Annotated in this window: 12 protein-coding genes; 4 read left to right on the forward strand and 8 right to left on the reverse strand. The window is 69.4% G+C overall.

Annotated features, from left to right (window positions below):
- Positions 1–31 precede the first annotated feature (31 nt).
- The gene (locus CHC08_RS11405; RefSeq protein ID WP_089207240.1) at positions 32–1498 is read left to right on the forward strand and encodes an alpha/beta hydrolase family protein; all 1467 of its coding nucleotides are present in this window, start codon (positions 32–34) and stop codon (positions 1496–1498) included.
- Here the strand turns inward: CHC08_RS11405 and CHC08_RS11410 are convergent.
- A complete protein-coding gene (locus CHC08_RS11410; RefSeq protein WP_089207194.1) occupies positions 1471–2427 on the reverse strand; it encodes an alpha/beta hydrolase in 957 nt (318 codons plus the stop codon). The genes CHC08_RS11405 and CHC08_RS11410 overlap by 28 nt on opposite strands.
- Before the next feature lie 291 nt (positions 2428–2718).
- On the opposite strand from CHC08_RS11410, the gene CHC08_RS11415 reads away from it, so the two are divergent.
- Positions 2719–4224 carry an LCP family protein gene (locus CHC08_RS11415; RefSeq protein ID WP_245878262.1) on the forward strand — a complete coding sequence of 502 codons (1506 nt, stop codon included), beginning with the start codon at positions 2719–2721 and terminating at the stop codon, positions 4222–4224.
- A 74-nt stretch (positions 4225–4298) separates the two neighbouring features.
- Here the strand turns inward: CHC08_RS11415 and CHC08_RS11420 are convergent, their stop codons facing one another.
- The 4 genes from CHC08_RS11420 to CHC08_RS11435 form a co-directional block, all read right to left on the reverse strand.
- Positions 4299–5357, reverse strand: a complete 1059-nt coding sequence (locus tag CHC08_RS11420; protein ID WP_089207196.1) for a glucose 1-dehydrogenase — start codon at positions 5355–5357, stop codon at positions 4299–4301.
- A 150-nt stretch (positions 5358–5507) separates the two neighbouring features.
- The gene (locus CHC08_RS11425) at positions 5508–6515 is read right to left on the reverse strand and encodes an enolase C-terminal domain-like protein (protein ID WP_089207197.1); all 1008 of its coding nucleotides are present in this window, start codon (positions 6513–6515) and stop codon (positions 5508–5510) included.
- A 136-nt stretch (positions 6516–6651) separates the two neighbouring features.
- On the reverse strand, positions 6652–7434 hold the full coding sequence (locus CHC08_RS11430; protein WP_089207198.1) for a hypothetical protein: 783 nt from the start codon (positions 7432–7434) through the stop codon (positions 6652–6654).
- The gene (locus CHC08_RS11435; protein WP_089207199.1) at positions 7421–7936 is read right to left on the reverse strand and encodes a SigE family RNA polymerase sigma factor; all 516 of its coding nucleotides are present in this window, start codon (positions 7934–7936) and stop codon (positions 7421–7423) included. The genes CHC08_RS11430 and CHC08_RS11435 overlap by 14 nt, the downstream gene beginning before the upstream one ends.
- A 213-nt stretch (positions 7937–8149) precedes the next feature.
- Here CHC08_RS11435 and CHC08_RS11440 point away from each other — a divergent pair, with 213 nt between their 5' ends.
- Entirely contained in the window at positions 8150–9073 is a 924-nt protein-coding gene (locus CHC08_RS11440) for a hypothetical protein (protein ID WP_089207200.1), read from the forward strand.
- A gap of 232 nt (positions 9074–9305) precedes the next feature.
- Here the strand turns inward: CHC08_RS11440 and CHC08_RS11445 are convergent, their stop codons facing one another.
- Positions 9306–10667: an MFS transporter gene (locus tag CHC08_RS11445; RefSeq protein ID WP_089207201.1), complete on the reverse strand. Its 1362-nt coding sequence runs from the start codon at positions 10665–10667 to the stop codon at positions 9306–9308.
- Positions 10668–10715: 48 nt separating this feature from the next.
- Positions 10716–11462, reverse strand: coding sequence for a TetR/AcrR family transcriptional regulator C-terminal domain-containing protein (locus CHC08_RS11450; protein WP_089207202.1), 747 nt, complete (start codon positions 11460–11462; stop codon positions 10716–10718).
- Between the two features lie 275 nt (positions 11463–11737).
- Here CHC08_RS11450 and CHC08_RS11455 point away from each other — a divergent pair, with 275 nt between their 5' ends.
- Positions 11738–12652 carry an NAD(P)H-binding protein gene (locus tag CHC08_RS11455; RefSeq protein WP_089207203.1) on the forward strand — a complete coding sequence of 305 codons (915 nt, stop codon included), beginning with the start codon at positions 11738–11740 and terminating at the stop codon, positions 12650–12652.
- Positions 12653–12734: 82 nt separating this feature from the next.
- Here the strand turns inward: CHC08_RS11455 and CHC08_RS11460 are convergent, their stop codons facing one another.
- A complete protein-coding gene (locus CHC08_RS11460) occupies positions 12735–13457 on the reverse strand; it encodes an MgtC/SapB family protein (protein WP_089207204.1) in 723 nt (240 codons plus the stop codon).
- Positions 13458–13575 lie beyond the last annotated feature (118 nt).

Here is a 13575-nt window from a genome sequence, read left to right on the forward strand (position 1 = left end):
CGTTGCGCAAGCCGGCCGGGGCGTGCTGAGCATGGCTGCGGGCCTGATTCTGCTTATCCTCGCGACGCTGGGTTACACGCTGCCGCCGCCGTTCGACCCCACCCCGATGACCGCCGACCCGATCTTCCAGACCCTGCCCGCCCAGCCTCCGTCCGAGGTCAGGCCGGTCGCCGCGAACGGGAAGATCACCACCCAGGACGTCACCGTCTACGCCGGGGACGGCACGGCCCTGGGCGCCACGATCCGCGCGCCGATCACCCCGGGACGCCACCCCGCGCTGATCTTCGTGCAGGGCGCGGGGCCCGGGGCGCGGGGCGAGTTCACGACGCAGGCCGAGTGGCTGGCGAGGGCCGGGATCGTCACGCTCGTCTACGACAAGCGGACCGTGGGCTACGACTTCCTCAACCGTGACTTCGGGCTGCTCGCCGACGACGCCCTGCGCGTCCTGGCGCGGCTGCGCGAGCGCCCCGACGTCGACCCGGCCAGGACCGGGCTCTGGGGGGTGAGCGAGGGCAGCTGGGTGGTCCCCATCGCCGCCGCCAGGAGCGAGACCGTCGGGTTCACCGTGCTGGTCTCGGCGCCCAACGTCTCCCCCATGCGGCAGGTCACCTGGGCGCTGAGCGAGCAGCTCGACCGGCTGCACGCGCCCAGCGGGGTGCGTGAGCTGCTCACCCGCGCGATAAGCGCGGTCCGCATGAACTTCCTGCGCTACGACGGACTGCCCATGCTGCGCCAGCTGCATCAGCCGGTCCTGGCCCTGTACGGCACGCGCGACCCGTCGATCCCCTTCGTGGAGAGCAGCCAGGCGCTCACCGGCGCGCTCGCCAAGGGGCGCAACACCGACTACACGATCCGCTATCTCAACGGCGCCGACCACGGCATGCGCATCCAGGGAGGCCCCCTGGCGCCGGGTTACCTGCAGACGCTCTCCAACTGGGTCCTGGACCTTCCTGGAACCGCCCGGCCCGCGGTCCACATCGCCGGCGCCACCCCGGTCCAGCGTTACCAGGCCAGCGATGTTCCCAGCGCCCCCTGGTACGCCGGGGGCACGGTCCTCGGGCTGGCGCTCTGCCTGGCCGCCGGCGGCTACGTGGTCGGCCCGGTGGCGGAGATGATGGTACGGCTGCGCGGCCGGCAGCTGGCCGCCGAGACCAACGCCCGGATCTGGCCGCCGATCCGGCGTCGCTTCCGCAGGATGGCGTGGACCGGGCTCGGACTGCTCGTCTCGGTGCTCGCGTTCATCACCCTGCTGGTGCTGTTCTCGGTCAACCAGGCGGGAGCCTGGCCCGCGGTGCTCTCCGGGTGGCTGGTCATCAGGATCCTGGCGCTGCTCATGCTCGTGCAGGAGGTCACGGCCGTGGCGGCCGTCGTCTCCGGGCTGCGGGAGGGCTGGCTGCCCAGCCGCTCCCAGCACGTCGCGATCACCGGGGTGCTGGGCAGCACCGGCCTGCTCCTGGTCGCCGGGGCCTATTACGGCCTCTTCGTGTTCCCCTGGTAGCAGTCGATCCAGCGGTCCATCTCGGCGAAGACCCGCTTGCGCACGGGCTCGGGTGACAGCACCAGGTCGTGCATGCCGCCCGGCACCCGGATGCACGTCACGTGCGGGCCGATGCTGGTCGACCAGCGGGCGATCTGCCGGGGATCGAGCACGATGTCCGCGCTCTGGGCCTCCGGCGCGAAGTCGCGCAGCTGCAGTCCCTTCTCCGCGCAGAGCACCAGGACGGGGACGTCCACGCCGAGGCCGCCGTGGAGCCTGCGCTGGGCCCGGCGGATCGCGGCCAGCCAGACCGCGTGCACAGAAAATCCTCCGATCGGCTTCCACTCCAGGTCGAAGTCCCACTCACCGTGGTGGCCGCGGTGCAGGCTCGTGCCGTACGCGGTGGCCGTGCCGAGGGGCAGTACGGTGCGCGTGGACATCCTGGACATCGGCCCCCGCAGCACATCGGCGGCGACCCGCAGGTGCGCGGGAATGTTGAGGTCGAGGAAGGGACTGTTGAGTACCAGTCCCTGGACCAGCCCCCGGCCCCGGACCCGGTCGGCCCAGAGCGCGGCGATCAGGCCCCCGGTGGAGTGGGCGTTGATGATCACCTCGTCGTGACCGTCCTCCTCCCTGATGATCCGGATCGCCTCGTCGATCTCCGGAAAGTACTCGGTGACGCTGCGCACGAGGCCGCGGGTCTGGTGAGGCAGCAGCGAGCGGCCGTACTTGCGCAGATCGAGCCCGTAGAAATCGGTTCCCTGGGCGACGAAGTGCTCGGCCAGATGGGTCTGGAAGAAGTAGTCGGTGAAACCGTGGATGTAGAGCACGGCCCTGCCGGTGGGCTCGGCGGCGCGCCGCACCACCAGCGAGGCGACCACCGCCCCCTCGTAGTCGTCTGACATGGGCAGGGTTCTGAGCTGGTAGTCGGAACCGAGAACGTCGGGCATACCGGTCAGGGTAGCCAGGGTGGTCCGCGGGGGTTGACCGGCCGGTGGGGCTCGGGGCCGGAAGACCCCCTCGACACCCCTGCCCGAAACTCCATTGGAAACCCCGCCGGAATCGCCCATCGCGCCGCGCTGAGTCTCCGTAAAAACCATGATCGAAAATTATTTGAGTAGAAATGAGGCGATAAAGCCGTATTAGCTTTCCGTTCTGTTCATTCACTCGTCGCCTACGGCATGGTTTGCCGCCCTACCATCTCTCTGCGGCGCTCAAGCTTGGTAGGAAACGGGGAGCAGTTGCGGGACAGATCTAAGCCGCCCGGTGTCGGTGCGGTCATCGGTTGGACGGCACTGGCCGCCATCGCCCCCGGGGCCGCGCATCTGCGCGCCGGATGGCGCAGGACCGGGCTGACGCTCCTGTCCGTCTACACGGCGTTGCTGCTGGGCCTGCTCTGGGTCGCGCTCACCAGCGACCTCGGCGAGCTCGCCGGGCAACTGGTCGCGTCGTCCTGGCTGACCGTCGTCACGGTGGTCTCCATCGCGCTCGGCGTCGCCTGGTTCGCCCTGATCGTGCACTCGTTCGTGGTGATGAACCCCGGCAAGCTCCACGGAAAAGCCCAGATCCTCACCGGAAGCGTGGCGGGGGTGATGGCGGTGGGCGTGCTGCTGCCGTTCAGCCTGGTCGGGCAGTACGCGGCGGTCTCGCAGTCGGCGCTGGACGACGTCTTCAGCGCCCCGGCCACACCGCGGCCCCAGGTCAGCGGCGTGCGGGAACAGGACCCGTGGGCGGGTCACAGCCGGGTGAACATCCTGCTGCTCGGCGGCGACGCCGACACCAACCGGGTGGGCGTGCGGACCGACAGCATCAACGTGGCCAGCATCGACGTCAAGACCGGCAACACCGTGCTGCTGAGCCTGCCGCGCAACCTGGAGAACGTCCGCTTCCTTCCCGGCTCCCCGATGGCCAAGCGGTTCCCCGACGGGTTCCGGCTGCCCGCCAACCCGGACGGCTCGCGCGAGGACCTGCTCTTCGCCGTCTGGGAATATGCCGACATGCACCCGGAGATCTTCGGGGGTCGCAAGGGCCAGGGCACCCAGACGCTCATGGACACGATCGGTTACACGCTCAACCTGAAGATCGACTGGTACGCCCTGGTGAACATCTGGGGCTTCGCCCGGCTGATCGACGCGATCGGGGGTGTGAAGCTGACCGTGCCGCAGGACGTGGTCTTCGGCAAGTACAACGAGGGCCTGGTCAAGGCGGGCACCCGCAAGCTCCGCGGTGCCGACGCCATGTGGTTCGCCCGCTCCCGCACCAACAGCGACGACTACACCCGGATGGGACGCCAGCGCTGCGTGCTGGGCGCCCTGCTCGCCCAGTCCGACCCGGCGACTGTGCTGGTGCGGTTCAACCAGGTCGCGCTGGCCGCCAAGGAGCTCTTCAAGACCGACATCCCGCGCTCGATGCTGGAGCACCTGGTCCCGCTGGCCCTGAAGGTCAAGAGCGCCAAGGTGACGAGCGTCCAGTTCGTGCCCCCGCTGATCAACACCGGCTACCCCGACTGGAACAAGATCCGCACCGTCACCGCGAAGGCCATCCGGACCTCGGCCCTCACCCGGCAGCCCCTCGCCGCCACCGCGCAGCCCACCGCACCCGGCTCCGCGACCGTAAAGCCGACCGTCAAGCCCGGCACCGGCACGACGGCCTCCAAGCCCGGCGCCCGCCCGACCTCCAGTTCGAGCGCCTCCTCCGGCGCGACGGACGTGACCGCGCCCAAGGACATCAGCGAGGGCTGCGCCTAACCCTGCTCGTCCGGCGAGAAGGCCGGTGGGGTGCTCACGTCAGGCTCCCGGCGCGGGGCCGGTGGGCCTCCGGGTTATGAGGTGCTCGCGTCGAGGGTGATGACGACCTTGATGTCATCGGGCCGGTGCGTGAACGCCTCCGAGAATCGTTCGAGCGGAACCTGCCGGGAGATGAGCCGGCGGAGCCAGTCCGGGTCGGCCTTGGCCAGGGCGTCCGCCGCCGCGGAGTAGTGGGTGAGGTTGGCGTTGACCGATCCGACGATCGCGTCGTTCTCCAGGACGATCTCCCGGTTGAGGTCGCCGGCGTCGACGGTGAGCCGGTGTGCCGAGGAGACGCCGGTCAGGCAGACGATGCCGTAGGGGGCCGTGGCGGCGATGGCGTCGAACACGACGCGGCCGCTTCCGGTCGCCTCGATCACGACGTCGGGTCTGGCCGAGGCCACGGCGTCGCCGACCCCGCTGTGATGGTAGGTGGCGCCGAGGTCGCCGACGATCCCGGGTTTGGGCCCGCCGGTGGCCCTGTCCAGGACGTGGACGTCGAGTCCGCGCTGGACGCCGAGCAGTGCGGCCAGCAGCCCGATCGGGCCCGCCCCGGTGACCAGGACGGTGCGGGGTTCGAACCACGCCCGCGCGCCGATCCTCTCGACCTGCTCCCAGGCCTTGGCCACCACGCTGGTGGGCTCCATCAGCACGCCGACCCCGGCGAGGGCCGGGTCGAGTTTGACCGCGTAGCCGGCTTCCACGCGCCAGGATCGGCTGGCGTAGCCGTCGATCTCCTTGATGCCGCGTTCGGTGTAGCGGTTGTTGCGGCACATGTCGAACTGCTCGTGCGCGCACGCCCCGCAGGGCACCGGATCCGGGCGTCTCACGACGCCCACCACCAGGTCACCCGGGGAGAAACCGCTGCCGTCCGGGGCCTGGCGCACGCGGCCCAGCGATTCGTGCCCGATCACCAGCCTCTCCCTGCCGGGCGGCGCCCAGCCGTACTGCCCGGCGACGATCTCCTTGTCCGTCCCGCACACGCCGACGGCGAGCCCGTCGACAAGAAGGTCTCCGTCACCCGGCTCCGGATCCGGGACGTCGGTCACCGCGAGCGAGTCCTTCTTCAGCGGGACAACGGTCAGTGCACGCATGTGGGCTCCCGATGGCAGTCGTACCTGCGGGATGGCCCGGCTGTGAGGCTCTAAACACTCGCCATGTGGAAACTGTCGACTCTTTGCGATTTTTGTCACCTGGACGATGAACGCCGAGGGCAGGCATTGCGAGAGAACCGCTGCCAGGCCCTACCGGGTGGTGTACGACTCCTTGGCGAGACGGCGGACGCGTACCTCGTCGATGGTGTGGCCGAGACCCGACTGGGTGAGCGGCACTGCCACCACCCCGCCGGAGGCGCCGACGGGCGGGGTGACGATCTGCGCGCTGCGCGGAGGTTCGGCCACGTCACAGGGGAGGTCGCAGCCGGGCAGGCTGGCCGCGGCGACCGTGGCCGCCCGGGCCAGGCCGGTGCCCTGGCCACCGGCGCAGGCGATCTCCCAGCCCGCCGCCACGGCGTGGTCGTGCGCTCGCCGTACCTCGCGCAGGGAACCCAGCGCGGCGGGGCGCAGCAGCAGGGCCCGGCCCGCGCTCGCCATGATCGCCTCGTCGAGCTCGGTCACCGAGGACACGTCGAGCAGGACCGGGGCGGCGACGCGCTCCTGCAGGTCGGCGTGGTCGGCGAGGCTGGCGAACGGACGTTCGATGGATGAGAGGTTGTAGGCGTCCAGCGCCTCGAGCGCGTCGATGTCGGTGTAGACGCCGCGGGCGTCCACGCCGATGCCCAGCGCCGGGTAGGCGTGGCGGACGGCGCGCAGCGGCTCGATGTCCCAGTCGGGGTGGACGTCCAGCGTGACGTGGGCGTATCCGGCGCAGACGAGGCGGTTCACCCGCGCGACCAGGCTCTCCAGGTTGCGATCGCCGCCGATCCTGGCGGTGGCTATGAGCGAGGTGCGGTTGCCGCCCAGGGCGTGGGAGAGCGGCACCCCGCGCATCTTGGTCCACAGGTCCCAGCAGGCCATGTCGGCGGCGGAACCGCCGGGGACGGTTCCCAGCTCGTCGGGGTGCTCCCAGTCGACGCCGATCAGCGCCCGGGCGAGCCCCTCCTCCAGAGCCGCCCAGACCTTGGGGTCGGCGTCGACGACCTCGCCCCAGCCATCCATGCCCCCGTAGTCGACGAGCCGGACGAGAATGCTCTCCGGCCGCCTGGCATACGGCAGGACCAGCCGGAACACCTCAATCTCACGGACCCGCGGCATGGACCCCCCTCGATCTTTTTCAAGCTCGGAAAACACGAAACCCGCCCGGGGGGCGGGACCCACCCCTCAACACCGGGAAGGGGGGTGTTCTTCCCATGGTGTCATGACGTCCGAATTCCGGTGGGCGCGGGCGGTTTCAGCCCGTGGCGGTGAGCCCTGCGGCGATCTTCTTCAGTTCGCGGTCGACCGCTCTCTCACCACCGAGCCGCTTGGCGAAGGTGGGGCTGAACATCACCTCGGCCGTCCGCCCCTCCCCCACGCTCAGGAAGATGCTGGGAGTGCCCTTCATACCGTCCTCGCCGACCCGCTGCCTGAGCAGATAGCCGGTCCGGTCACCGATGGTCACGTCCCTGCCCTCCTTCTCCTCGCGGTATGCCCGCACGCGCTCGTCGACCTCCCGGACCGTCTGGCCCTCGTAGACGAAGATCTGGACGCAGTAGAAACCGTTCTTGTCGCCGTCGTAGTTCCACGAGGTCGTGTAGCTGTCTCCGGAGTCCAGCGACCAGTGGGACCATTGCAGGCCGTCGGGCAGGTAACCCACCTCGACGCGCCCGAAGGCCCTTCCGTCGCCCAGATCCCCGAGATCGGGAGTCGGGGAAGGGGTGGGCGGGAAGTCGTCGATGGCGGGGGGTCCCGGCACGGCCTGGCCGGTGGCGTCCGGCCGCGACGTCTCGGAGGCCGCGACCGGCTCGCCGAGCCCGAATCCCTGTACGGCCACGGAGTTCGGGCCGAGGACCAGGTAGACGGGGACCACGGCCCCCGCGACGGCTACCGCGGTGGCCAGGGCGGTGAGCCTGACCCGGTTCGTCTTCTTCTGCCGCGAGGATCGGAGCACCCGGTCCACCAGGTCGGGCGCGACGCGCAACTTCTCGGTCTCGTTCGCCATGAGCCGGCGAAGGTCGTCCTCAAGCGTGGACATTCCTGATCACCCCTTTCACTGATTCCCCGCCGCTCGCCAGGCGGAGCTTGGCGAGCGCCTTCGAGGCCTGGCTTTTCACCGTGCCCGCCGAGCAGCCGAGGACCTCCGCGGTCTGCGTCTCGCTGAGGTCCTCCCAGTACCGCAGGACGACCACCGCACGCTGCCGGGGAGGCAGGGCGCGCAGCGTGTCCATGAGCACGTGGCGCAGGTCGACGTCGGTCTCCCGCACCGGCAGCTCTGGAGGGGTGTGCATCGGGATGATCCGCAGGATCGCCCGGCGCCGGGCACGGCTGATGGAGGTGTTGACGATGACGCGGCGGATGTAGGGCTCGGGATCGTCGTACCGCACCCGGTCCCAGTTCTGGTACGTGCGCTCCAGTGCCGTCTGCAGCAGGTCCTCCGCCTCCCCCTCGTCACCGCACGCGAGGTAGGCGACCCGCAGCAGACTCGTGCCGCGTGCGGCCACGAACGCGGCGAACCCGTCGTCCTCCGTGCTGCTCACGCCTGTTCGTCCAATTTCATGACCTCTAATACGCCTGGACCGCGCCCGGCGTTGCCCGCAAGCGCGAACCGCTACACATTCCGTGGAATCGGTTAATTCGCGACAAATATGTCGAAATATGCGCACTGATCAAATCAGGGACCGAACGCGTGCAACCCTTTGGGCGGCCCAGGCGTGTTAAGAGTCATGAAATCGGACGCCTGGAGGAAACAGATGAGATTCGTGACCACACCGATCCGGCCGCTGATCGCGATCGGGGTCGGCTTGGCCGCGGTGGGCGTCATCGCTCTGTCGGGCCTTCCGGACGCGCCGGACCTGCGACTCATGGCCTCCCCCCGGTCGGTGACGGCCCCGGAAGAAGGCGCTTACTGGCGTACGAGGACGCTGTGGAAGATGACCCATCCCCGGCAGCTCGGGCACGGGGCGAACCGCTACTGGGTGGAGGAGCAGCGGCTCATGGAGGACTGGACCTCACCGGTCGGCAAGGGCTGGTCCGGCTATCGGCCGCTGGGAGTGCACCCGAAGAGCGCGGCGGATGAGAAGGCATGGCGCCGCGACGGCTCCCCGACCACGTGGAAGCGCACCGCGGATGGCACGGTTGTGTCCCTGTCCGCCAAACCGGACAGAGGCACGGTCGCCCCTGTGAAGGGCCGCCCGTCCACGTTCTTCCTGGCCGGGCAGCAGCTGTCGTACGAGGAGCTCCAGAGAATGCCCTCGGACCCGGCCGGGTTGAAGACCTGGCTCGGGGAGGCCGCGCGAGCCGCGAAGGCTCCCATCGGCGGCGTCGACGGCTACGTGACGCGGGCGCTGCCCTCGCTGCTGCACGAGGTTCCGGTGTCGAAGGAGGTCCGCACCGCGGCCTACCAGGCGCTGCGGGCGATGCCCGGCGTCCGCTCCCTGGGGAAGGTCAAGGACGCTCGGGGCAGGGTCGGCGAAGGACTCTCCTTCGTCCTGCAGAAACAGGACACCCTGGTGGCCACGACCCAGGTGATCGTCGACACCGGCACGATGCTGCTGCTGGCCGGCAGCCTGAAGACAACGATCGACGGTAAGCCGTTCCCGAACAAGACCTGGACCGAGACCATGCTCCAGGTCGGCTGGACCGACGACGAGCCATCGGTCCCCGCCCTCCCCTAGCCGTCGGGCTGCGCTCTCCCGTCAAGGGGCATTCGCGATCCCGGGGCCGGGGGGCCTCGGGACCGCGTTTCGGGATGAGCGCAGCGCCCGGACGGGGACCTTCACGTGACGGGGGAAGGCTCATGGGCCGGCCAGGCGTACGGCGCCGCGGTCAACGAGGGGGCACGACGGGAGAGGAGCGCGGCGAGCACCCTCACCCGAGAAGACACGCTTCCCGATCCCACCGGCACTTTCAAGGCCTCCGGGCGCCGACCCGGCCCGCGACCAGCACCCCCGTCGTCGCCATCAGCGCGGTCAGCGCGAAGCAGAGCACGTAGGTGAAGACGGCGGCGCCCAGAGCCGCGAGGATCGCACCGGTGACCGCGACCGAGACGACCGTGTAGACCGACTCCCCGACGCCCAGGGACGCACTGTTCTCTCCCTCCTCCCCCGGGCGCGACAGCTCCAGGACGAGCACCGACAGCGTCGGGTACACGATGCCCATGCCGAGCCCGAGCACGATCTCACCGAGGAAGGCGCCGGCGACCGGAACGACGGCGAACACGGTCAGGCCCATCAGTGCGAGACCCGCGGCGACCAGACCGGAGCCGATCCGCAGAACCAGGACGCGGTCGAAACTCCTGCGGCCCACGACCCACGAGCCGAACGACCAGCTCAGCGCGCCGCCGGTCAGCGTGAGCCCGGCCATGGTGAGCGACAGGCCGCGCTCCTGGTTCAGCATCAGCGGCAGGAACGCCTCGCCTCCGAGGGCCGCGCCCGCCACGATCCCTCGGAGGGTGATCACCGAAGGCAGGCCGCGGGCGGCGCGCAGGGTGCCCGGGGGCAGCAGCCGGGGCAGCGCCGCGGCCAGTACGGCCAGGCCGAGGAACAGCAGGATCAGCCCCGCGCCGCGGGCCGCGCCGCCGTACTGCATGAGTGCCGCGCCGACCGCGACCAGCACCGCCCAGCCCAGCCGCCGCACGATCGAGGACCGCGCGCCCAGCGGCGGCTGCTCCGCCATCGGCGCGGAGGCCAGGCCCCGCCCGAACAGCAGCGCGGCCGGGAGAAGAAGCGCCGTCACCCCGATGAAGACCCAGCGCCAGCCGGCGCCCTCGACCACAAAACCGGTGATGGCGGGACCGACCATGGAGGGCACCACCCAGGCGGTCGCGAAGATCGAGAAGACCCGAGGATGGATCTCCGCCGGGTAGACCCGCGAGACCAGCACGTACAGCGAGACCTGGAGGATGCCTCCCCCGAAGCCCTGGACGAACCGCCCCACGATGAACAGGTCCATCGTCGGCGCCAGTCCGGCCACGACCAACCCGGCGGCGAAGGCCGCCACGCCCGTCCAGAGCGGCGCGATCGGCCCCCTGACGTCGCTCCATCGCCCGCTCAGCACCGTCGCGACCACCCCGGCCGCCAACGCCCCGCTGAACGCCAGCCCGTACAGCGCGTATCCGTCCAGCTCACGTGCCACGACCGGCATGGCGGTGGCCACCGCCAGATATTCGAAGGCGACCAACACCATGAGGGCCACCATTCCGACCGTCAGCGCACGGTAGGGCTGGGCGAATATCCCAGCTGGGCGTTCAACAGCCGTCAAAGTAGTCATGATTCGACAATATGATCACCTCTCGGCACGGAGCATCGGCCTGAGGACTCAGCCCTTGGTCGTAGGACCCGCTGGATCCGCGCCTTCGACGCGGGAGGCCAGGCCGCGCAGGATCAGATCGAGACCGAACTCAAACCGCTCGATGCCGTCGGCATCCATCAGATTGTCCACCTGGGCGACGAGGGTGGGGAAGCGGTCAACGGGCAGGCTGCGGTAAAAACCCTCGATCTGACCGAAGAACTCCTCCATGAAGCTCCCCAGCTCCTTTCCGCTGTCGCGCTGCCTGCTGAGATGGAGCGAATCCTCGTAGACGTCGGAGCAGATGTAGAGACCGAGACGGTCGATCATGATGCCGGCGAACTTGGGAGGCACGCCGCCCGCGAGCATGATCGCCATCTGCGCCTCGGCGATCCGCAGCCCGTTGGGCCCCGTCGGGAGGTTGCCCAGGCCGATCTTGGCGATGTCCGCGTGGGCGCTCAACACCCGGAACGCGTCGAGTGCCATCTCCCTGAGCTGCTCCAGCCATCGCTCCGGCTCGGGCTCGGGCACACGGACCTCGGCCAGCGCCTCGTCATAGATCAGGTCGAGCAGTTCCTTCTTGTTCTCGACGTGGGCGTAGAGGGAGGCGGGACCGGTCCCGAGCTCCTGTGCGACCCGGCGCATGCTCAGCGCGTCGAGGCCTTCGGCGCCGAGGATCCGCAGGCTGGTCGCGACGATGAGATCCCTGTTCAGGACGGCCCGTGGAGCGTTCACCTTGCGAGTCCTGCGCCACGGCGGAACCGGGATCTCGGTCATCCGCCGATCGTATATCGCGGGAATCGCCTACGGCGAACACTGTACTTAAAGCGAACATCGTTCTTCGAAGGAACGGTGTTCGCTCAAAAAACGGCGTTCGAAGTGACGAACGACGCCCGCCTTTAGGGGACCGCTCGCCTCCGTCTTCCCGCCCCGCCCCGCCCCGCCCCGCCCCGCCCCGCCCCGCCCCGCCCCGAGGGAGGAGACCATCAAACGAGAGCCAGTGGATCGCTCGCCGAAAGGCGGTGACTACCCTGAGGTAAGGAGGCATCACGATGGTTGACGACAGCCTTATCCTCGTCACCGGTGCCGGCGGTGGCGTCGGAGGCGTTGGCCGTACCGTTGTCCGGCTGCTGCGCGAGCGTGGCCTGCCCGTGCGGGCGATGCTTCATCACGACGACGAACGCGCGGACGCGTTGCGGGCCCTCGGCGCGCAGGTCGTCGTCGGTGATCTCACCCGGCCCGACGATGTGGCGAACGCCCTTGACGGCAGCTCCCGGATGTTTTTCAGCATGAGCGTCTCACCGTCGTACCTGGAGGCCGCCGCCACCGTCGCGACCGTGGCTCGCGCCCTGGGCGCCCTCGAGGTCCTGGTCGGCATTTCTCAGATGACCGTGTCGCAGATGAATCCGTTGAGCACCGAGGAGTCGCACCAGCAGCGGTTGCACTGGCTGTCCGAACAGGTGCTCGACTGGTCGACGCTCCCGATCGTGCACATCCGCCCCACCATTTTCCTGGACAACCCGCTGTTCACAACGCTGGCCGCGCAGTCCATCGCCGACAGCGGAACCATCCGGCTTCCCTTCGGAACCGGCCGCACCTCACCGGTCGCGGCCGACGACGTCGCGCATGTCGTCGCCGCGGTTCTGGAAGACCCGCGACCGCATCTCGGGCACGTCTACGAGCTGACCGGGTTCCGGTCGCAGGAGATGACCGGCGTCGCCGAGGAGTACTCCCGCGCGCTGGGAAGGGAGATCGCCTACGTGGACGTCCCGCTCGACCCCTGGATCGACCAGGTCGTCCTGCCCGCCGGATTTCCGCCGCACACCGAAGAGCACATCATCACCATGGCGCGCCTGCATCGCCGGAATCGTTACGACCGAGCGACCCGGGACATCGAGTCGATCCTCGGAAAGCCCGCAAAAACGGTGGAGGAATTTGTCGCGGAACGGGCCGGGCTTTTCACCTGACGACCGTTTCCACCGCGCCGACGGGCGCGCTTCCCGATGGACGACCGGCGCGGTGACAGGGCCCGGGACCTCGGTACGGCCTTCAGGGCACCGCCGCGTTGGCGTCCTGGCTCACCACGGCGAGCACCCCGTCGGTCTCGGAGAGCGCCGCGGTCAGCTCCGATATCGAGCCGGCGCCGTACACGGTGAGCCAGAGCGAGACGGTCGCCGGGTCGCGGCGCTCGATCCGCTGGTCGATGGCCAGCTCGTTCACGCTGAACCCCCGCCGCGTGCATTCGGTCAGCACCTGCCGCAGCACTCCTCGTCCGTCGAGGTAGGTCAGGCGGAGCCGCGAAGGTACGTACTTGGACCGGGGGAGCCGGATGGCCATCGGTGAGAAGACGAACATCGTCACGAAATATCCCACGGTGACGATGATGGCCAGCAACCACAGCCCCGCCCCCGCCGCCATGCCCACCGCGGCGGTGAGCCAGATCGCCGCGGCGGTGGTGAGGCCGCGGACCGCGTCGCTGCGAACGAATATCAGGCCGGCGCCGAGGAAACCGATACCGGACACGATCTGGGCCGCCACCCGGGAAGGATCGAGAGTGACACGCTCCCCCAGAACATCGGCGAAGCCGTATTTCGACACCAACATGATCAGAGCGGCGGCGATGCCGACCAGGGTGTGGGTGCGCAGTCCCGCGCTCTTCTGGCGGACCTCCCGCTCGAGGCCGATCGCGGCCGAGAGCACAAACGCCAGGGCCAGCTCCCCGACCTGCGTCCAGCCTTGCCCGGTGAGGTCACCGAGATATGCCAGTGCCATCGTCCCAGGTTAGAGGACACCTGATCGAGAAACTTGAGCAGCTCGCCATCCGGCCGTCCACGCTTTCCCCTTGGATGCCGGGCCGAAGGACAACACCCGTCGTCGACGGTCAGAGACG

The organism is Streptosporangium subroseum (assembly GCF_900188345.1).
GTDB classification, from domain to species: Bacteria; Actinomycetota; Actinomycetes; order Streptosporangiales; family Streptosporangiaceae; genus Streptosporangium; species Streptosporangium subroseum.